The 20,666-nt window shown below is 30.7% G+C and carries 16 protein-coding genes; 7 read left to right on the top strand and 9 right to left on the bottom strand.

Annotated elements, in window-relative coordinates; all coding sequences use genetic code 11:
- Window positions 1–163 precede the first annotated feature (163 nt).
- Together uvrA and Q0945_RS07350 are read left to right on the top strand one after the other, a co-directional pair.
- Entirely contained in the window at window positions 164–2,947 is a 2,784-nt protein-coding gene (uvrA, locus tag Q0945_RS07355; protein ID WP_299432805.1) for an excinuclease ABC subunit UvrA, read from the top strand.
- Window positions 2,948–3,077: 130 nt separating this feature from the next.
- Window positions 3,078–4,211, top strand: coding sequence for a hypothetical protein (locus Q0945_RS07350; RefSeq protein ID WP_299432801.1), 1,134 nt, complete (start codon window positions 3,078–3,080; stop codon window positions 4,209–4,211).
- A 63-nt stretch (window positions 4,212–4,274) separates the two neighbouring features.
- Here Q0945_RS07350 and Q0945_RS07345 read toward each other — a convergent pair whose 3' ends face one another.
- From Q0945_RS07345 to Q0945_RS07325, 5 genes are all read right to left on the bottom strand, one after another.
- Entirely contained in the window at window positions 4,275–5,225 is a 951-nt protein-coding gene (locus tag Q0945_RS07345; RefSeq protein WP_299432798.1) for a TIM barrel protein, read from the bottom strand.
- A gap of 79 nt (window positions 5,226–5,304) precedes the next feature.
- Window positions 5,305–6,768 carry a polysaccharide biosynthesis C-terminal domain-containing protein gene (locus tag Q0945_RS07340; RefSeq protein ID WP_299432795.1) on the bottom strand — a complete coding sequence of 488 codons (1,464 nt, stop codon included), beginning with the start codon at window positions 6,766–6,768 and terminating at the stop codon, window positions 5,305–5,307.
- A complete protein-coding gene (locus Q0945_RS07335; RefSeq protein ID WP_299432792.1) occupies window positions 6,768–8,039 on the bottom strand; it encodes a glycosyltransferase family 4 protein in 1,272 nt (423 codons plus the stop codon). The genes Q0945_RS07340 and Q0945_RS07335 overlap by 1 nt, the downstream gene beginning before the upstream one ends.
- Entirely contained in the window at window positions 8,039–10,474 is a 2,436-nt protein-coding gene (locus tag Q0945_RS07330; RefSeq protein WP_299432789.1) for a hypothetical protein, read from the bottom strand. Before Q0945_RS07330 ends, Q0945_RS07335 begins: the two co-directional genes overlap by 1 nt.
- A gap of 34 nt (window positions 10,475–10,508) precedes the next feature.
- Complete coding sequence (locus tag Q0945_RS07325) at window positions 10,509–10,772, bottom strand: DUF4834 family protein (protein WP_299432786.1); 264 nt, start codon at window positions 10,770–10,772, stop codon at window positions 10,509–10,511.
- Window positions 10,773–10,859: 87 nt separating this feature from the next.
- Between Q0945_RS07325 and Q0945_RS07320 the strand changes: the two genes are divergently transcribed.
- The 3 genes from Q0945_RS07320 to Q0945_RS07310 all read left to right on the top strand — a co-directional run bounded on the left by Q0945_RS07320 (window position 10,860) and on the right by Q0945_RS07310 (window position 13,898).
- A complete protein-coding gene (locus tag Q0945_RS07320) occupies window positions 10,860–11,960 on the top strand; it encodes a transporter (protein WP_299432783.1) in 1,101 nt (366 codons plus the stop codon).
- Window positions 11,961–12,089: 129 nt separating this feature from the next.
- Window positions 12,090–12,701 carry a DEAD/DEAH box helicase gene (locus Q0945_RS07315; protein WP_299432780.1) on the top strand — a complete coding sequence of 204 codons (612 nt, stop codon included), beginning with the start codon at window positions 12,090–12,092 and terminating at the stop codon, window positions 12,699–12,701.
- 78 nt (window positions 12,702–12,779) lie between these two features.
- A complete protein-coding gene (locus Q0945_RS07310; RefSeq protein ID WP_299432777.1) occupies window positions 12,780–13,898 on the top strand; it encodes a GTP cyclohydrolase in 1,119 nt (372 codons plus the stop codon).
- A 56-nt stretch (window positions 13,899–13,954) separates the two neighbouring features.
- Here Q0945_RS07310 and Q0945_RS07305 read toward each other — a convergent pair whose 3' ends face one another.
- From Q0945_RS07305 to Q0945_RS07295, 3 genes are all read right to left on the bottom strand, one after another.
- The gene (locus Q0945_RS07305) at window positions 13,955–15,214 is read right to left on the bottom strand and encodes an aminotransferase class I/II-fold pyridoxal phosphate-dependent enzyme (RefSeq protein WP_299432774.1); all 1,260 of its coding nucleotides are present in this window, start codon (window positions 15,212–15,214) and stop codon (window positions 13,955–13,957) included.
- Between the two features lie 119 nt (window positions 15,215–15,333).
- Window positions 15,334–16,374 (bottom strand): cysteine synthase family protein, encoded by a 1,041-nt coding sequence (locus tag Q0945_RS07300; protein ID WP_299432771.1) that lies wholly within the window; start codon window positions 16,372–16,374, stop codon window positions 15,334–15,336.
- 66 nt (window positions 16,375–16,440) lie between these two features.
- Window positions 16,441–18,513, bottom strand: coding sequence for a S9 family peptidase (locus Q0945_RS07295; protein WP_299432768.1), 2,073 nt, complete (start codon window positions 18,511–18,513; stop codon window positions 16,441–16,443).
- Window positions 18,514–18,652: 139 nt separating this feature from the next.
- Between Q0945_RS07295 and Q0945_RS07290 the strand changes: the two genes are divergently transcribed.
- Together Q0945_RS07290 and Q0945_RS07285 are read left to right on the top strand one after the other, a co-directional pair.
- Complete coding sequence (locus tag Q0945_RS07290; RefSeq protein ID WP_299432765.1) at window positions 18,653–18,979, top strand: YbaB/EbfC family nucleoid-associated protein; 327 nt, start codon at window positions 18,653–18,655, stop codon at window positions 18,977–18,979.
- Between the two features lie 43 nt (window positions 18,980–19,022).
- Complete coding sequence (locus tag Q0945_RS07285) at window positions 19,023–19,475, top strand: thioredoxin family protein (protein ID WP_299432762.1); 453 nt, start codon at window positions 19,023–19,025, stop codon at window positions 19,473–19,475.
- A gap of 67 nt (window positions 19,476–19,542) precedes the next feature.
- Here the strand turns inward: Q0945_RS07285 and Q0945_RS07280 are convergent, their stop codons facing one another.
- Window positions 19,543–20,643, bottom strand: a complete 1,101-nt coding sequence (locus Q0945_RS07280; RefSeq protein ID WP_299432758.1) for an OmpA family protein — start codon at window positions 20,641–20,643, stop codon at window positions 19,543–19,545.
- Window positions 20,644–20,666: the final 23 nt, after the last annotated feature.

Raw genomic sequence — 20,666 nt, 5'->3', positions numbered from 1 at the left:
TTGTTTCTATAGGCGTATTAACGTTTAATGTTTGTCAAATATACTAAAAATTAAATGTTAAAAACAAATGACTCTATATAATATATAACTTTTAGCCCCCGAGTTTAATTACTTTGCGTATAAATTAAAGGCATATTGTATCTTTGTTTTTCTAAATTAAATCATGTCTGTACTACTAGAAGTTAATCCAAAAGAAAACATCATAATTAAAGGTGCTAAACTGCACAATTTAAAAAATATAGATGTTGTAATTCCACGAAATAAATTGGTAGTTATTACTGGATTATCTGGTTCAGGAAAATCTAGTTTAGCCTTTGATACACTTTATGCGGAAGGCCAAAGACGTTATGTAGAAAGCTTATCTTCTTATGCAAGACAGTTTTTAGGAAAACTTAATAAACCAAAAGTAGATTATATAAAAGGTATTGCACCAGCAATAGCTATAGAACAAAAAGTAAATTCTACAAATCCTAGATCTACTGTAGGTACTACTACAGAAATTTATGATTATTTAAAATTGTTATTTGCTCGTATTGGAAAAACCTATTCTCCCGTTTCTGGTAAACAAGTAAAAAAACATACAGTTACAGATGTGGTTAACCATGTTAAGACTTATACCGATAATACAAAATTACTTTTATTAGCTCCTATAACTATTGCAGAAGACAGAGACGCTATTAAATCTTTAGAACTATTTTCTAAACAAGGATATGCAAGAATAAAGTTCAATGACAAAGTTTTACGAATAGACCAAGCTCCAAAAAATATTGGAAAAGAGTTTTATTTAGTAATAGATCGTATTATTACTAAAAATGATGAGGATTTTTATAATCGCTTAGCTAATGCTATAGATACTACTTTTTTTGAAGGTAAAGGAAGTTGTATTATAGAAGAGTTAGAAACACAGAAACAAAATTATTTTAGTAATAAGTTTGAATTAGATGGTTTACAATTTCTAGAACCAAACGTACATCTTTTTAGTTTTAATAATCCTTATGGAGCTTGCCCAAAATGTGAAGGCTATGGAGATATTATAGGTATAGATGAAGATTTGGTAATTCCTAATACAGCTCTTTCCGTTTATGAAAACGCCATATTTGCTTGGCGAGGAGAAAGCATGAGTGCCTACAGAGATGATTTGGTGAATGCTGCCTATAAGTTTAATTTTCCTATTCACAAACCTTGGTTTCAACTATCTGAAGAACAAAAGCAACTGGTTTGGGATGGCAACTCGTATTTTACTGGACTCCATGGGTTTTTCTCTATGTTAGAAGAAAAGAGTTATAAAATTCAAAACAGAGTAATGCTTTCTCGATATAGAGGAAAAACAAAATGTCCCGTTTGTAAAGGACGTAGACTAAGGGAAGAAACCAATTTTGTAAAGATAAACGACACATCTATTAACCAACTTGTAAACCTATCCATAGAAAAGTTAATTGCTTTTTTCTCTGCATTAAAACTAAATGAACACGATACAAAAATTGCATCTAGGCTATTACAAGAAATAAATTCTAGATTAGGCTTTTTAGATAATGTAGGACTTAGTTATTTAACCTTAAACAGAAAATCTAACACCTTATCTGGTGGCGAAAGTCAGCGTATAAATTTAGCAACCTCTTTAGGAAGTAGCTTAGTAGGTTCCATGTATATATTAGATGAACCTAGTATAGGTTTACACCCAAAAGATACCGAAAACCTAATTACTGTGCTACAATCTTTAAGAGACTTGGGTAATACGGTTATTGTTGTAGAACATGATGAAGATATTATGAAAGCTGCAGACCAGGTAATAGATATTGGTCCAAAAGCTGGAACCCATGGTGGTAAAGTAGTAGCCAATGGTACATTAAAAGAGGTGTTAAAAACAGATTCTTTAACAGCTAGCTACCTTAATGGTTCTATGTCTATAGAAGTTCCTAAAAAAAGAAGACCATACGCTAATTATATAGAAATTAAAGGAGCAAGAGAAAATAATCTTAAAAATATAGATGTCCTCTTCCCTTTAAATGTACTTACTGTTGTCACTGGTGTCTCTGGTAGCGGAAAAAGTACTTTAGTTAAGAAGTTGCTGTATCCAATACTTTTAAAAGAAGTTGGCGGTTATGGTGAAAAAGCTGGACAATTTACTAGTGTAGAAGGAAAATATAAAGATATAAAACACGTAGAATTTGTAGACCAAAACCCTATTGGTAGATCCTCTAGATCCAACCCTGTTACTTACATAAAAGCTTATGATGATATTCGTAGCTTGTTTGCTGGACAAAAATTAAGTAAAATTAGAGGATACCAAGCCAAACATTTTTCTTTTAATGTAGATGGCGGCCGATGTGAAAAATGTAAAGGCGATGGTGAAATTACTGTAGAAATGCAGTTTATGGCCGATGTGCATTTAGAATGCGATGTATGTAATGGGAAACGTTTTAAGAAAGAAGTATTAGAAGTAAAATTTGAAAACGCTAGTATAGACGATGTCCTAACCATGACAATAGATGATGCAATTGCATTCTTTAAAATCCACGAGCAAAATAAAATAGTAAATAAATTACAACCTTTACAAGATGTAGGCTTAGGCTATGTAACTTTAGGGCAATCCTCTTCTACACTTTCTGGTGGAGAAGCACAACGTATTAAACTCGCATCTTTCTTAGTTAAAGGTAAAACAAAAGACAAAGCCCTATTTATTTTTGATGAACCAACCACTGGTTTACATTTTCATGATATTAAAAAACTACTAAAATCTTTTACAGCTTTAATAGAAAAAGGACATTCTATTGTGGTAATTGAGCATAATATAGAGCTAATTAAATGTGCAGATTATATTATAGACTTGGGGTTAGAAGGTGGTGATAATGGCGGACAATTAATTGCGCAAGGTACTCCAGAAGTGGTTGTAAAAAGTAAAAAATCTTTCACTGCTCCTTATTTAAAAGAGAAATTGGATAATTAAATTTTGATAAAAAAATATTTTAAACCATTGATTATAAGTTGTTTAAATAAAATACTATTTTTTTGGCACGCTGTTTGGTATGTACTAAGGGAATGTAAATAGTTACATTCAGAATTTAAAACCTTATATCATGAGAAAATTAGTACTCCTTTTTACAGCGATTGTTTTAGGTACATTAAGTAGCTACGCTAGTACAACTGATGATAAGGTTGCAACACGCAATGCTTATCAATACAACAACTCTTTTATTTTTGTAGAAAATGGCATTACGTTTTCTGTATTCCCAGATGGCGAATTCGATTTTTATATAGATAACCGTTTAGGAAGAACAAATAGTAATATAACATTTAATTCTGGTTACGATTATAGCCCTTACGCACAATATGATGATTACGGTGCTGTAATACAAGTAGAAAACGTTCCTATTTATTATGACTATTACGGACGTGTTTCTAACATAGGAAATGTAGATATTGCGTATAGAAATGGACGAGTATTTAGAGTTGGTGGTATGCATGTATACTATAACCAAAGAGGAATTTTTAACTACCATACTGGTTATATTAACAGATTTAATAGGACCTATGTTTTTAGACCTTTTCACAGGCTGTTTTTAAGACCTTCTATTAATTTATGTTTAGTATATAATAGACCTTACAGAAGGTATTACACTCCTACTCGTTATACGTATCATAGACCGTATAGATATAATACAAGAAGAGTGTACGCTAAAATTGGACGTGAACACAGGTACAATAAAATGCGAAATACTAGGTCTAAAATTTATAGAAATGACAAAAGAGTTGCTGTACGTTCTAACACTTATAGAAGTAGAAATACAAATAGAAACATTACTCCTAGATCAAACAGAAATAACAATACTTCTATAAAAAGAAGTACTGCTCAAAGAGGTAATACTAAAACTTATAGAAGCAATTCTGGAAGAAGTATAGTTACAAAAAGACAAGTAACAAAAACACCTAGAAGTACTACAGTAACACGTACTACTAAGACATATAGAAAACCTGTATCTAGAACAACAAATAGAACCGTTGTAAAAAGAAGCAATAATACACAAAGAAACTCTAGAAGTACTGGTGTATCTACAAGAAGTTCTAATAGTAAAAGAACAATTAGCAGAACACCTACTAGAAGTAGAAATACAATTTCAAGAAGTAGTAGTTCTAAAAGAGTAACAAAAGCTCCTTCTAGAAGTTCAAGAAGTAATAAAAAATCTGTAACTACAAGAAGTAGCAGAAGATAATAAAGAAAGTTTTTAGGTTGGTTGTAAACCCCGTAGCAAATTTATATGCTATGGGGTTTCTTTTTATGCATTTTTCCACAAAACATTAATTGCTTTTAAATCTTTTTTCATAGCATCAAAAACTAATTTCTTATCTACAGTTATACTACGTTTACCTTTCTCTGCTCCTCCTAAATCATATTCTAAATGTAAAGAAACTGGTGGTTTTATACCATACTTTTTTAACAACTTAAAATAAGCATCAAAATCTACCATACCTTTCCCTATTGGTACATTAACAAGTTTCCATTCTCCTTTTACTTGTACCCATTTAAAATCTTTAAGGACTATAGTTTTTATGTAAGTTTGTAATAATGCCAAACCATTTTTCCAAGACACACCTCCTTCTACTGTTGCATGCCTAATATCATACTGTACACCAAAATAATTAGGATTTACTGTTTCCAATATTTTTTTAACTTCCCAGAATGAACCTCCAATTTTTAAACCTGCATGGTTTTGGTAACAACCAACAATCCCCCACTCTTTATTCAAAACTCCTAACTTTTGTATTTCTTTTACATAAAAAGCTAAAGAATCTTCCATAGAAATTTCTTCTTTATATGCAAACCAGTTAGACCTATAATACTCTATCCCTTCTTTGGCTGCTGTTTTAATAACTGCAATATCTAATTGCTTAGATGCATTTTCTATAGCCGTTGTTATCATTTTACATGAAGAACCTCCTTTTTTTATTGCCGCTATAGCTTTTGGAAGATCTTTTTCTACATTAGAAGGTAATACATGACCTTTTGGCCTCACTGTTAAATCTACACCAGAAAACCCCATTTCTGTAGCCATAGCCCCCGTAGTCTCATAATCTAAAAACTGAAGATGTTTAGAAAATATAGAAATGTCTAAATCTGTATTTAAATCTACTACAGAGTTAAATAAAGGGTTAGCTAAACCATTAAAAGGTATTGTTCCTATAACTCCTAATGCAGCGAGCTTAGTAAATTCTCTTCTAGTTTTCATTTTCTGAAATTTTTGCTTTTACTATTACAAATAAAACTTATACAATAAAAGAGTATATTACTTATTTGCAATAAACAAATTACTTAATTATTTTATTAATAACAGAATCAATTAAAACATTTACATCTCTAGAAATGCTAAGTTTATATAATATTCCAATATATAAAATAAGTGCTAAACTACTTTTAACTAGTATCGCTAAAATTGGGGGAAAAGTAAGCGGCATATAATAAAATACAAATCCTACACTAATTAATAATCCTAAAATCTTTAAGGTTTCTATAGTAAAAGGTTGTATTTTAAATTTAGCTTTTACATATAGTAATTTTAAAGAATTATATACAAAAAAAGCAGAAAAACTAGCTATTGCAGCTCCTTTTATTCCAAATTTAGGAATTAACCAAAAATTGAATCCTACAGCTAAAACAGCTAATAACACCCCTAAAAATAAAACGGAACGATAATAATCTGAATTAAATAAAATAGAATTGTTATTCCCCAAAAGAGCATCGTAAACTTTTGCTAAACCTATCCAAAAAACAATAAGATAACCATTACTATATGCCTCTGGTAAAAAAGAATATATATCTTTAATATTTATTATAATTAATAAAAATAATAACCCTGAAATAATAAAAAGTGTAAGTGAACTTTTTTGATACAACTCTTTTAAAGAAATATAATTTTTAGCATTAATATATGTTGCCGTTATTGGGTATGTAATTTGATGCATTGCTCTAGATGGCACTGCTATAGTTGTGGCTATAAAGCCTGCAACAGCATAATAAGCAACGTTCTCTATTTCTAGAAAATTATTTAACATCACTTTATCTACCTCTAATAATACAATTGCCGTAGACCCTCCCAAAATAATTAAAGTGCTATACTTTAAAATATCTTTTGTGTTTTTTGGTAAGCTAAACATTAATTTAGGCATACGTAATTTATAAGCATAGATCTTCATAATAACCGTTCTAAGAATATAAAACCCAACTAAAGCTTTTATAAATATGTCTATTGTTATTACTTTTTTCCATAGCAAGAGTAATAGAATGGTTTGCCCTACTCTACAAAAAATCTCTTTCATAAAATTTCCAAAGACAGATTTCATTTGAATTTTTGCCCAAGCAAAAAAAATCTCAAAATAAGCCATTGCCATTCCTGTTAAGAAAATGTACCAGACATAATCTTTTACTATTGGGTTTTTAGTAGAAAGTATATTTCCTATCACATCTGTAGCAAAAAAACTAATAAGAGCTATAGGTATTATAAACAATAAAGGAAGTAATAACATTAAGGTTAAAAAAGACTCTTTACTTTTACCTTCTTTAAAAACACTATAAAACTTCACCAAAGTATTTGGTACTCCAAAAGCCATAAGTGGCATTAAAACAGCAGATATAGATAATATTACTTGAATAAGACCGTAATACTCCTCTTTCATGAAACTTGTATATAAAAACAATGTATTTATAGCTCCAATAGCAAAACCTAAATAGGTAACTATTGTATTTTTTAATGACTGTTTTAATACTATTCCCATTAAAGATGCTTCGCTAATTGTTCTGTTAATGCTTTACGACTATACTTTTCTATACTACTAGAAGTACTTTCTAATTTATTAGTAAGATACAAGTTAAACCATTTTAGAATAATCTCTTTTAATTTCTCCTTACTATCATAAATAAAAGCTTCACCAGAATTAGTATCTTTTATTAATTGTCCAACTTCCCAGTCTTTAGGACCTATTCCTAGGATAGGTCTTTTAGCCGCTAAATATTCAAAAACTTTTCCCGGTATTATTCCTTTAGTTTCTTCTGAATTTATTTCTACTAAAAGTAATACCTGAGATTTTCTTTGAAAGGCAATTGCATCTTTATGAGACAAATACCCAATAATTTCAGTATTATTAACAAGTTTGTATTTTTTTATATTCTCTAGAACATCATCACTAACAACACCTACTAATTGTAAAGAAAATAAGTTTTTAAAATTTTCATTTTCAGAAAGTAGTTCTGATAATGCTTTCCATAAATTATCAGGGTCTCTACCGGTTAATAAAGAACCTATGTGCGCTATTGTAAATTTAGAGTCTAATATTACGTCCTTTGAAATTTTTAAATCATAACCATTCGTAATAACTTCTATTGGTTGCGCCGTTATTGTCTTAAATTCTTTTTTTGTTGTAGCACTTGTAACTATAATTTTATCTGCTGTATTTAAAACTTTACTCTCTAAGTACTTATGCTTTTTTTTAGAAGCATTTGTAAGTTTTAATTTTTTATGATAGCCTATGGTTGTCCAGGGGTCTCTAAAATCTGAAATCCATGTAATATTTAATTTTTTCTTTAAACCCAAACCAATTAAATGTACACTATGTGGCGGCCCTGTAGTAATTATTGTTTCTATTTTTTCGTTTTTAATGACATCTTCTAAAAAATAAATAGAAGGTTTTACCCAAAATTTACGAGCATCTGGAATAAACAAATTACCCCTAACCCAAAGAAATATTTTTTCTAAAAAGGATTGCCTTTTAGTCTGAATTAATCCAGAACTAATTCTTTTTGTTTTTTTTGATGAAAAGATACTTGCCAATTTATAAGGTTCAAAAATTGAATTTTTATAAATAGTAATTCCTTCAGGAATTTCATTTAAAAGGCTAGCATCTTGTATAGGGTAATGCGGATTTTCTGGAATATAAAGAACAGGTTCTATATTAAAATCTCTTAGATATGTAATGAATTTTAGCCAACGCTGCACTCCTGGCCCACCAGCTGGCGGCCAATAATATGCTATTATCAGCACTTTTTTCATTACACTTTTTCCTTTTTTCTAGAACGCCAAAAAGTAAAACCTATTCCTAGCATTATTAAGAACCCTAGTAATGAAGAACTTGCTAAGGCAATTGTACTACCGTCTTTTACAACTTTAGGTTCAAATTTAAATTCTATTTTATGTTCCCCTTCTGGTATTTTTAATGCTCGCAAAACATAATCCACTTTAAAATGATCTGTTAATACGCCATCTATATAAGCATTCCAACCATTACCATAATACATTTCAGAAAATACAGCTACACCTGCATTTTCATTTTTAGAAATATAGATTAAATGATTTAGTTTATAATCTTTAAGTTGAATTGTTGTTGTAGAATCTGTTTGAAAAGCGAATCTATTTATATTTGGGAAATTTGAAGTATTAAAAATAGCTTCATTCTTATTATCCAAAGTTCCTAATCCCTGTATTTCTTCATTTGCTGTAGTAACAGGCACAAGCTTTTTAATAAACCATGCATTACCGTTTGCATCTGGGTTAACTGCTGGGTAACTTCTACCCTCTTCATCTTGCTGCACTACATATTTTACATTAAGCATATTTAACACGCTTACTTTACCTTTATAAATATGAAAATCGAACAGATCTTGAATTCCAGCAGGTTTAGCTGCATGATACCCTCCTATAGATTTATGAAAATATGAAGTACGAGCACCATTTAATCCCTCTTGAGGATCATATACTCTATAATTGCCTTCATCCTCTGCAATTTGCTTATCTACAGCAGTTTGCCTAAAAGGTTCATTCATTTGTCTTTTACTAACAAAGTCCTCTTTATTTACGTAGCGCTTATCTACCCCTACTAAATCTACCAGAATTAAAACCCCTAATCCTAAAACAAGAAGATTTTCTTTTACCTTTCCTTTTATATACAACCATAATGTTATTGATGCTAAAGCTATAAACAAAAGAGAGCGTAGAGTATCATTCGTATACACAGCTTCTCTATCTAGCTTAATCAACGCCATTAATTCATTACCGTAATTTTGCTTTATAAAAGCATCATCACTACCAGAGAAATTAAACATTCCTTTAAAAAGTAATAAACTAATTAAAATAGAAACTACCGTAATTGCGGAAATTTTTAAAGCATTTATTTTTTTTGTTGATGTAACCTTATTTTTAAACAGCTCATTAACAGCTAAAACAGCTAAAACTGGTGCACATAACTCTAGAATAACTTGTATGGAGGAAACTGCTCTAAATTTATCATATAACGGAAAATAGTCTATCATAAAATCAGTCAATAGGCTAAAATTCTTTCCCCAAGATAAAATTAAAGACATAATTGTACCACCAAATAACCACCATTTAGCTTTGCGCTGTACTATAAATAATCCTACTATAAATAAGAAAAAGATTACTGCTCCAATATATGCTGGTGCAGCTACACCTGGCTGGTCTCCCCAGTATAAAGGTAACCTACTAGAAAAAGAAATTGCTTGCGTTCTTGTTATTCCTTGATCTGTTAAAAAATTAAATGTTTTAGAGCTTTCTCCTAAATTTTCCCCATTAGAACCTCCAAATAACCTAGGAACAAAAATATTTAAAGACTCTACAATACCATAACTGTATTGGGTAATATATTCTTTACTAAGTCCGCCCCTGTTTTCTTTTGGAGAGCCATCAGGGTTTACCGTAAGTTCAGATTTTCCTCTGGTGCTCCAATCTGCATATTCCTTAGTAGCCATTAAACCAGTAGCATTTGTAGCAATACCAAGTGCTACTGCTAGTAATAATATTCCTATTGAAATTGCAAAGTGTTTAAACTTCTTTTTAAGAATAGCGTTTACAAAATAAACAGCTCCCATAATTAATATTAAGAGCATACAATAATAGGTCATTTGGTAATGGTTTGCCCCTACTTCTAAAGCCATTGCAATTGCAGTAAGTATAAAGCCTCCAATGTATTTTTTTCTAAAAACTAAAACAATACCTCCTAACAACATAGGCAAATAGCCAATAGCGTGTGCCTTGGCATTGTGCCCTACGCCAAGGATTATAATTAAATAGGTAGAAAAACCAAATGCTAATGCTCCCAAAGCAGCCAATCTATAATCAACCTTAAGGCAACATAAAAGAATATAAAAGCCTAAGAAATAAACAAATAAATAATCTGCAGGACGTGGTAAAAAACGAATTAAATTATCAAGCTTCTTTACGTAATTATGAGGATAATATGCCCCTAATTGAAAAGTAGGCATACCACCAAAAGCGCTATTAGTCCAGTACGGTTCTTCTCCAGTAACTTTTCTAAAGTTATTCTGTTCTTTTGCCATACCTGTATACTGTACAATGTCCGATTGTTGTATAACTTTCCCTTGCAAAACAGGATTAAAGTAAAGCAAAGCTGCTACTACAAAAAAAACAAGAACAAAAAAATGCACAAAAAGTGCTTTAAAACCTAATTTCATTAAAATAAGATAGTCGTTAGTACTGTAAAGATAGTTACTCTACTTCTTCAAAATCTATATATTCTCCAACTTTTTTACCGTTACTCCTCTTTTTAGTTGCTTTTTTATTAATTATAACATCTCCTATAGGGTCTTCTTTAACAGTGTTTTGTTGCGAAAAATCGTTCATTTTCTCTTTAAAATGAGCTTCAGTCTTTTTTGCCGCATACCTTAAAATATTAGGCGCAAACCATTTTGCTACTATTTTAAATAAATAATAGAATAAAAGAATAAATAAAATTGTCTTTAAAAATGCCATTTAATTTGTAAAAATTTATATCAAAAATACAATTCTAGCGTTGTACTTACTGAGCAAAAGTCTTAAAAAAATACTAAAACCATAACTATGGCAAGTTCTTTTGAACAAAAAAATCTAAAAATAACGTTATTAACATTCCTTTTTGTAATTCCTTTTTTCGGTATTTCTCAGTATACTAATGTTATAAACTCCAATAGACCAGGGCAATCTGTAAGTGCTTTTGCTGTTGGTAAAAACGTTGTTCAGCTAGAAGCTGGTTTACTCTATGAACAACAAGACCACAGCCTTTTAAATACACAATCTAATATTTGGGCTACAGAATTTTCATTACGCTATGGCTTACTTTTTGAACGTTTAGAAATAAACTGGGAAGGTATATTCCAAAATCAAGATATAACTTTTGCTAATAATGGTACAGAAGATTCGTATACAAACTTTTCTAGAAACCGTATAGGTTTAAAATTTTTAGTTTTTGATCCTTTTATAAATCCTAAAAGAGCCAACCCTAATTTATATAGCTGGAAAGCTAATAACAAATTTATCTTAGATAATCTAGTGCCTGCTATTTCTGTATACGCTGGTGTAAACTATTTATTTGGAGACAACCCTTTCTATGTTGGAGACCCAAACTTATCCTATAGAGCTATGGTTGCTACACAAAGTAGACTAACTCCTAGGTTTGTCTTAATTACTAATTTTGCATATGATCGTATAAGCACAGATTTCCCTGAAATGAGTTATTTAGTATCCTTATCACATGCATTTAGAAACCCTAAATGGAGTGTTTTTATAGAAAATCAAGGGATTAAAAGTGACCGTTATGCAGATAACCTTCTTAGAGGAGGTGTTGCACACCTTCTTAGCGAAAGATTGCAAGCAGATATTAATTTAGGCGCAAGTTTTAAAAATACACCTTCTAGAGTTTTTATTTCTTTAGGAGCTTCTTATAGATTTGATTTTCATAAAGACCCTGAGGTTTCTATAGATGAGCAAAAGGCTGGGCAAAATGGAGGTCCTATTAAAAAGAACTCCATGAAAAAGAAGAAAAAAGAAAAAAACAAAGGCTCAGGAGCAGAAGATATTGACTTAGGTCCTTCAAAAAAGCAATTAAAAAAATTAAAAAAAGAAGAAAAGAAAAAAGCTAAAAACAAGAAAAAAGAAAAAGATGATGGTGTTATTGAGTTTTAATGTAGAAGAATAAAACCAATCTTTTTTTAAATTCATTTAATAAGAAGAACGCAGGTAGTTGTACATTTCAACTATCTTTGTTCTTCTATCATTTTATACAGATAGGTAATTATTTTAAACTCAAAGTAAATGCCATTTAAAAAACTCCATGCCTCTCTAAAAGAGGCTTTAGAAAGATTAGAAATAGAATCTGCAACTGCTTTTCAAAAAAATGCAATTCCTAAAATAAAGAGTGGCGCAAATATATTTGGTATTGCTCCTAAAGAAAGTGGTAAAACTACAGCTATGATTATTAACACTTTACAAAAATTACAATGTAAAGCTGAAGGTGATGCTCCAAGAGCTATAGTAATAATTGAAAATAAAAAACAAGCTCAAGAACTACATTCTAAATTTTTAGAATTTACAAAATATACAGACCTTAGAGTTTATATGGGGTATGAAGAACTACATATAGATATTCAAAAATCTGAAATTTATATGGGAATTGATATTCTCATTAGCACACCAAAAAACCTTCAAAAATTATTTTTAACAAATGGTGTTAGTATATCACAATTAAAAATATTTTTTGTTGATGATGCAGATTTTTTAATACAGCGTAAAGAAATTACTTCTTTAACAACAACATCAGAAAGCATAAAAAAATGCCAGTATATTATACTAGCAGAAAAATTAAATCCAAAGTTAGATCGGTTAAAAGATTATTTTATGACTAATTCTACAGTCTTAAAAATCTAAAAAAACTTAGTATAATAAACCTGTAATTACTGTTGGTTATTTGTACTTTTACCGTTTATGCTATATTAACAAAATGTCATGATAATCTTAAAAGAAGCTACAACTAAAGGAGATTTAAAGAAATTTGTAAAATTTCCTTTTAGCATTTACAAAGATTGCAAACAATGGGTTCCTCCTATTATTAATGACGAATTAGACAGCTTTAACAAAGACAAAAACCCAGCTTTTAAAGATGCAGAAGCTCGTTTTTTCCTTGCTTATAGAGGCAATACAATAGTAGGTCGTATTGCCGCCATTGTAAATTGGATAGAAATAAAACAACAACGCATAAAAAAAATGCGTTTTGGTTGGTTCGATTTTGTGGATGATACAGAAGTCTCCGAAGTACTTTTAAATAAAGTAAAAGAAATAGGCCAAGAGCATAAACTAGAATATATGGAAGGGCCTGTAGGCTTTTCTAATTTAGACAAAGTTGGTGTTTTAATTGAGGGGTTTTCTGAAATGGGAACCATGATAACTTGGTATAACCACGCCTACTACCAAGAGCATTATGAACGTTTAGGATTTGTAAAAGAAAAAGAATACATGGAAAATCGTTTTCCTTTTTCTAATGCAGACCCAAAGTTTTTCACAAAAGTAGATTCGTTAGTACAGGCTAGATACGGGGTTAAACCTCTAAGTTTTACAAAAACAGAAGAGGTTATGCCTATGGCAGATAAAATGTTTGATTTATTTAACGAAACCTATTCGCAATTATCATCATTTGTTCCTATTACTGAAATTCAAAAAGCATATTTCAAAAAAAAATATATAAGTTTTATAAATCCTGAATATATTAAATTCATTTTAGATAAAGATGATAAACTAATAGCTTTTGGCATAGTTATGCCTTCTTTTTCCGAAGCGCTACAAAAAGCAAAAGGCAAATTATTCCCTTTTGGTTTTTATCACTTATTAAAAGCAAAAAAGCATAGCAAAGATGTTATTTTTTATTTAATTGGAGTATTACCCGAATATCAAAACAAAGGTGTTACTGCGGTTATGTTTAATCAATACCACAAAACTTTTAGCGAAAAAGGAATTGTTAATTGTATACGAACCCCTGAATTAGAAGACAATGTTGCCATAAAACAAATATGGAAACATTTTAAACCAGAAATTTACAAACGAAGAAGAACTTACAAGAAAGACTTATAACACAAAAAACCTAAAGTAGCTATACTTTAGGTTTTTTTTATTCTTTAAAAAAATTACTATTCTCCCATAGCTGCAGAAACAGCCGCAGAAAGCCTTTTATAAGTTCCATTCTCTAAGCGCTCTCTAATAGCAGAAAAAGCTACTAAAGTCTCTTCTACATCTTGTAAAGTATGTGTAGCTGTAGGTATTAAACGTAACAATATTAATCCTTTAGGAATTACTGGATAGACAACTATAGAACAGAAAATTCCATGATTTTCTCTTAAGTCTTTCACCAAAGCCATAGCTTCTGGTATACTACCGTTTAAATATACTGGAGTTACACAACTTGTAGTAGTTCCTATATCAAAACCTTTTTCTTTTAAACCAGATTGCAATGCATTAACATTTTCCCAAAGCTTAGCTTTAAGTTCTGGCTGTGTACGCAACATATCTAAACGTTTTAATGCTCCCTTTACATATACCATTGGCAATGATTTAGCAAACATTTGCGAACGTAAATTATATTTCAAGTAATTTATAATTTCCTGGTCTGCAGCTACAAAAGCTCCAATACTAGCCATAGATTTTGCAAAAGTTGCTAAGTATACATCTATTTGGCCCTGTACTCCTTGCTCTTCTCCTGCGCCTGCGCCTGTTTTTCCTAAGGTTCCAAAACCATGAGCATCATCTACTAACAATCTGAAATTAAACTTTTTCTTTAAAGCTACAATTTCTTTTAATATTCCTTGCTCACCGCGCATTCCAAAAACACCTTCAGAAATAACTAGAATTCCTCCTCCAGTTTGCTCCGCCATTTTTGTTGCTCTCTCTAAGTTTTTTTCTAAACTCTCAGGGTCATTGTGCACAAAAGTAAAACGCTTACCCATGTGTAAACGCACCCCATCTATAATGCATGCATGGCAATCTACATCATAAACAATAATATCATCTTTAGTAACCAAAGCGTCTATTACAGACATAAAACCTTGGTAACCAAAATTTAAAAGATAGGAAGCTTCTTTTTGAGAAAAAGCTGCTAATTCATTTTCTAACTGTTCATGAAACTCTGTATGCCCACTCATCATTCTTGCCCCCATAGGGTAAGCTGCGCCATGCTCTAGAGCTGCTTCTCCATCTACTTTTTTTATTTCAGGAAGATTTGCTAGTCCTAAATAATCATTTATACTCCAAGTAATTACGTCTTTTCCTTGGAATTTCATTCTATTAGATATTGGGCCATCTAATTTTGGAAAAACAAAATATCCTTCCGCCTGTGAAGCCCATTTTCCTAAAGGCCCTTTATTCTCAATAATTCTCTCAAATAAGTCTCTCATCGCACTAAGTTGGTTCTATCTGCAAAAATAAAGATTTTTACTAAGGTTTCATAAAATATTAGAAAACAAAAAACAGCAACCTAAAAGTTGCTGCTTTTATTATAATTTAAAATTTCTTGTTATTTAATAAATTGTATTTCTTGTGGTTGTTCTTCTTCTTGCTTGTTTAAAAAGCCTTGTGCTTCCATCCACTGGTCGCAATATACCTTACTCATATAACGCGATCCATGATCAGGAAAAATTACAACAACATTACTATCTTTTGTAAACTCTCCTTCTTTACTTAACTGTTTTACAGCTTGCATAACAGCTCCACTAGTATAGCCAACAAATAAACCATCTGTTTTAGCTATAGTTCTAGCCATATGTGCACTTTCTTCATCAGTGACTTTTATAAATTTATCTATTACCGAAAAATCTGTAGCAGTAGGAATTAAGTTTTTTCCTAATCCTTCTATTCTATAAGGGTAAATTTCTTCTTGGTCTACCTTTCCTGTTTCATGGTAACTTTTTAAAACAGAACCATAAGCATCTACTCCAATAACTTTTACATTAGGGTTTTGCTCTTTTATATATTTTCCCGTTCCAGAAATTGTACCTCCAGTTCCACTACAAACTACTAAATGGGTAATATTTCCATTTGTTTGACTCCAAATTTCTGGACCAGTAGATTTGTAGTGCGCATCTGCATTTAACTGATTAAAATACTGATTTATATATATAGAATCCTTTGTGTCTTTATGTATCTTTTTTGCAACTTCGTAATAAGAACGTGGGTCGTCTGCGCTTACATGAGCAGGACAAACATAAACTGTTGCTCCCATTGCTCTTAGCATATCTATCTTATCTGGAGAAGATTTAGAACTAACTGCTAATATACATTTGTATCCTTTTATGATACTAACCATAGCAATACTAAATCCTGTATTACCAGAGGTTGTTTCTACTATTGTACTTCCTTTTTTTAATATACCCTTACGTTCTGCTTCTTCAATTATATGATTAGCTATACGGTCTTTAGAAGAATGTCCTGGATTAAAAGCTTCTACTTTAGCGTAAAAATTACCTGTAAAGTCTTTAGCTACTTTATTAAGCTTAACAAGGGGGGTATTTCCTACTAACTCTAGGATATTATTATAAGCATTTATCTTATTTTCCATAAAATGGTTTCTAAGTTCATGAACTAGTCAAAGTATTTAATTGACAAAAATTCAGGTACAAAATTACTATTTTTTTTGACTTTTTGGCGTTTTACCTTCTAAATCTAAGATAAATGCATATTCTTGGGCTACTTCCTTTAAAGATTCAAACCTTCCTGAAGCTCCTCCGTGACCAGCATCCATATTAATTTGAAAAATTAGAATATTAGCATCTGTTTTTAACTCTCTAAGCTTTGCCACCCATTTAGCAGGTTCAAAATATTGTACTTGCGAGTCATGCAAACCTGTTGTAACTAAAATATTAGGATATTTTTGCTTTACAATATTATCATAAGGAGAATAGTCTTTCATATAATCGTAATACTCTTTAACATTAGGGTTACCCCATTCATCATACTCACCAGTTGTTAAAGGTATAGAATCGTCTAACATGGTTGTAACTACATCTACAAATGGTACTGATGCAATTATACCATTATATAATTCTGGAGCCATATTCATTACAACTCCCATTAACAAACCTCCTGCTGAACCTCCCATTGCATATAAATGATTCTTACTTGTATATTTATTCTCTATTAAATATCTAGAACAATCTATAAAATCTGTGAATGTATTTTTCTTTTTAAGGAGCTTACCATCTTCATACCATTGTCTTCCCAAATATTCTCCACCTCTTATATGCGCAATTGCGAATATAAATCCACGATCCAATAAACTTAAACGTATACTTGAAAAATAAGGATCAATAGTAGACCCATAAGAACCATAAGCATATTGTAAAACAGGAGTGTTTTTATTTATCATGGTATCCTTATGATATACAATAGACATAGGTACTTTTACCCCATCTCTTGCAGTTGCCCAAATTCTTTTAGAAATATAATTTTCTTTAGAAAATTTACCTCCTAAAACCTCTTGTTCCTTTTGCACCACTTCTTCCTTAGTATCCATATTAAAATCTATAACCGAACTTGGTGTTGTCATAGAATTATACCCATATCTTAAAATAGAAGTATCATAATCTGGATTTGTACCTACGTATGCGGTATACGTTTCGTCATTAAAAGGTAAATAATAACTATTTGTGTTATCCCATCTAATAATTTTAATAGCATTTAATCCGTTTTCTCTTTCAGATAAAACATAATAATCTTTAAATATATCTACATCTTCTAAAAGCACTTCTTTTCTATGTGGTATAAATTCTTGCCAATACTCATGAGAAGTTTTTTCTTCACTAACTTTCATAAGTTTAAAATTGGTTGCCTGATCTTTATTAGTTAACACATAAAAACAATTCTCAAAATGAGAAATTGAATATTCTAAACCTCTAACTCTAGGTGAAAAAATTACAAACTCTCCTTCTGGAGTATCTGCATTTAAGATCCGCATCTCGGTAGTTAATGTACTGTAAGAGATTATTACTATATACTTTTTAGATTTTGTCTTGTACACACCAGCCCCAAAAGTATCGTCCTTTTCATGAAAAACTAAAACATCTTCTTTTGTATTTGTATTAAAAATATGCTTGTATACCTTATCAGAGCGTAATGTAACACTGTCCTTTTTAGTATAGAAAAAGGTTTTATTATCATTTGCCCATACAGCTCCTCCTGTGGTATCTTCTATTTTGTCTGCGTAAATTTCTCCCGTCACAAGATTTTTAACTTGTAACGTATACTGCCTTCTAGAAACAGTATCTACTCCAAAAACAGCTAAACTATTATCTGGGCTTATAGATATTCCTCCAATTTTAAAATACTCATGTCCTTTAGCCATCTCATTGCCATTAAACATAATTTCTTCTGCAGCATCTAAAGTCTCTTTATGTCTAGAAAATATAGGATACTCTTTTCCTTTTTCATACCTAGTTACGTACCAGTAACCGTTTTTCTTGTATGGTACAGAAGAATCATCTTCTTTTATTCTTCCTTTCATTTCCAAAAAGAGTTCTTCTTGAAAATCTTTTGTATGTGCTGTTAAAGAGTCATAATAAGAATTTTCATCCTTTAAATATTTTAAAACCTCTTTATCTTCTTTATCATTCAACCAATAGTAATTATCTATCCTAACATCATTGTGTTTAATTAATTCTTTAGGTATTTTTTTTACTGTTGGAATATTAACTTTAGCCATACGTATCTATTTCATTTTAAAAAGAAAGATGCAAAAGTAATACTATTTAAAAATCTAATTTCTTATACATTTCTTAAATAAAATTATAAATCCAATCATTTTAGTAATTTTGGAGTTACTAACAATAAAAACAAATTACATGTTTGGAGATATGATGGGAATGATGGGTAAATTAAAAGAAACCCAAGCTAAAGTAGAAGCCACAAAAAAAAGGCTAGATACAGTTACACTTCAAGAAAGTTCATCGGACAATCTTTTAAATGTTACTATTACTGCTAACAGAGTTCTTAAAGAGATAACTATAGACGATAATTTATTACATGATAAAGAACAATTAGAAGACTACCTTATACTTACTATAAATGCAGCAATAGCAAAAGCAACTCAAGTAAATGAAACGGAACTTGCTGCTGTTGCGAAAGATGGTATGCCCAATATTCCGGGAATGGATTCGTTATTTAAATAAAATGGCAAGTTTTTTGTATTAAACTTTAAAAAAAAGATAGAATATGAAGCGTTTTTTATTTTTATTATTATTTCCTGTCTTACTATGCGCACAATCTACCATAGAGGATTCTGCAGATGCAAAATGGCTAACTAATTATGATAAGGCTATAAAAAAATCTAAAAAGGAAGACAAAAATGTATTAATATATTTTACTGGCAGTGATTGGTGCCCTCCATGTAAAATGCTAAAAAGTGATTTATTTGAAACTTCTGAATTTAAAAGTTTAGCAGACAATTATATATTATTGTATATAGATATGCCTAGAAATCAGGATTTACTCTCTAAAGAACAATATAGCCATAATAAAGAGTTATTACCTAAGCTTAATAAAAAAGGCGTTTTTCCTTTACTTAAAATCATAAATTCTAAAGGAGCTGTTTTAGATGAGTACTCTGGTTATGCCATGAATGGAGAAGTAAAATACCATTTAGATTTATTAAAAAATAATCTTTAACAATAGATGTAAAATAAAAAAAGAGCTTTCCTTTCGGAAGCTCTTTTTTTTGGTTGGTTACTAGAATTTAGTTGTTAATCAATCTAAATTCAGTTCTTCTATTAACAGCGTGCTCTCTTTCTGTACAAGAAACACCCTCTTTACATCTGTTCTTAGTTTTAGTTTCACCGTAACCGTTAGCTACTAATAAACTAGAGTTAACTCCTTTTGTAATTAAGTAATCTGCAACTGCTTTAGCTCTTCTTTCAGAAAGGGCTTTGTTATTAGCAGCAGAACCTCTAACATCTGTATGTGAAGCTAACTCAACTTTAACACCTGGGTTTTGTGCTAAAACTGGCATTAAACGGTTATCTATAATACTTTTTGCTGCAGGAGTTAAAGTTGCACTTCCTAAGTTCCAGCTTATTGGTAAAGCTTGGTATTCTACTAAAGAACATTCCACTTCTTTCCATGTAGTTAAACCACCTTTCTGTTTTAAAACCTCTTTAGATACAGTTTTTGTAACAGCAGGTACTGTTTCTTCTGTTGTATATGCATCTTTATCTAAAACTGTTTTGGTAATTGTCTTGTATTCTGCAGGGATTACTTCTTCTACTACTTTTGCAGGAGAAATAAGAACTCTTTTAGTATAACTTGCATTTTTAGATCCAATAGGAGTTTTAGATACAGAAGCATCTGCTCCTAAAACTTGCGTATCTATAGTTGTAAACTCTGCAGGATATCCTTTATAGCACCAGTATCTACAATCATCTGGGTTACCAGAAGCACAATCAGGTGCAGAAGCCCCTAATTCCCATTGCGCGTATGCCGGCTTAATTTCTATAGTTTCTGAAGATGGTCTAAAAGTAGCTGGTGTAATTCTTAAAGTATTACCTCCTTCTTTAGACACATAAGAAACTGTTTCTGTACCCCATTTTTCAGGAACTACTGTTAATTTTTTTCCAGCAGCTTTAACTTCTACTCTTTCAGTAACTGTTTTAAAAGTTGCAGGTACTGTTTTTAAAACTTTATAAGCTGGTTTAACTGTTAATGTAACAGTCTCATTTACATAAACGTCTGGTGTTGTACAACGAACATAGCACTTTCCAGGTTCTGGATTTGCAGGTAAATCTTGTGCCATAGACACAGATGCAGTCATAACTGCAAAAAGAAATAAAATTTTTTTCATAATGGTAATAGTGTTAATTAATG

This window comes from uncultured Maribacter sp., from assembly GCF_947500405.1.
Lineage (GTDB): Bacteria > Bacteroidota > Bacteroidia > Flavobacteriales > Flavobacteriaceae > Maribacter_B.
This window is presented reverse-complemented; position numbering and strand designations above follow the sequence as displayed.

What these genes read in the sequence shown, in the direction of transcription:
- Q0945_RS07285 (WP_299432762.1), top strand. Translation starts at nt 19,023, where the DNA reads ATGAAGCGTTTTTTATTTTTATTATTATTTCCTGTCTTACTATGCGCA.
- Q0945_RS07315 (WP_299432780.1), top strand. Translation starts at nt 12,090, where the DNA reads ATGCCATTTAAAAAACTCCATGCCTCTCTAAAAGAGGCTTTAGAAAGA.
- Q0945_RS07295 (WP_299432768.1), bottom strand. Translation starts at nt 18,513, where the DNA reads ATGGCTAAAGTTAATATTCCAACAGTAAAAAAAATACCTAAAGAATTA.
- Q0945_RS07320 (WP_299432783.1), top strand. Translation starts at nt 10,860, where the DNA reads ATGGCAAGTTCTTTTGAACAAAAAAATCTAAAAATAACGTTATTAACA.
- Q0945_RS07290 (WP_299432765.1), top strand. Translation starts at nt 18,653, where the DNA reads ATGTTTGGAGATATGATGGGAATGATGGGTAAATTAAAAGAAACCCAA.
- Q0945_RS07340 (WP_299432795.1), bottom strand. Translation starts at nt 6,768, where the DNA reads ATGGGAATAGTATTAAAACAGTCATTAAAAAATACAATAGTTACCTAT.
- Q0945_RS07350 (WP_299432801.1), top strand. Translation starts at nt 3,078, where the DNA reads ATGAGAAAATTAGTACTCCTTTTTACAGCGATTGTTTTAGGTACATTA.
- Q0945_RS07345 (WP_299432798.1), bottom strand. Translation starts at nt 5,225, where the DNA reads ATGAAAACTAGAAGAGAATTTACTAAGCTCGCTGCATTAGGAGTTATA.
- Q0945_RS07325 (WP_299432786.1), bottom strand. Translation starts at nt 10,772, where the DNA reads ATGGCATTTTTAAAGACAATTTTATTTATTCTTTTATTCTATTATTTA.
- Q0945_RS07335 (WP_299432792.1), bottom strand. Translation starts at nt 8,039, where the DNA reads ATGAAAAAAGTGCTGATAATAGCATATTATTGGCCGCCAGCTGGTGGG.
- uvrA (WP_299432805.1), top strand. Translation starts at nt 164, where the DNA reads ATGTCTGTACTACTAGAAGTTAATCCAAAAGAAAACATCATAATTAAA.
- Q0945_RS07300 (WP_299432771.1), bottom strand. Translation starts at nt 16,374, where the DNA reads ATGGAAAATAAGATAAATGCTTATAATAATATCCTAGAGTTAGTAGGA.
- Q0945_RS07305 (WP_299432774.1), bottom strand. Translation starts at nt 15,214, where the DNA reads ATGAGAGACTTATTTGAGAGAATTATTGAGAATAAAGGGCCTTTAGGA.
- Q0945_RS07310 (WP_299432777.1), top strand. Translation starts at nt 12,780, where the DNA reads ATGATAATCTTAAAAGAAGCTACAACTAAAGGAGATTTAAAGAAATTT.
- Q0945_RS07280 (WP_299432758.1), bottom strand. Translation starts at nt 20,643, where the DNA reads ATGAAAAAAATTTTATTTCTTTTTGCAGTTATGACTGCATCTGTGTCT.
- Q0945_RS07330 (WP_299432789.1), bottom strand. Translation starts at nt 10,474, where the DNA reads ATGAAATTAGGTTTTAAAGCACTTTTTGTGCATTTTTTTGTTCTTGTT.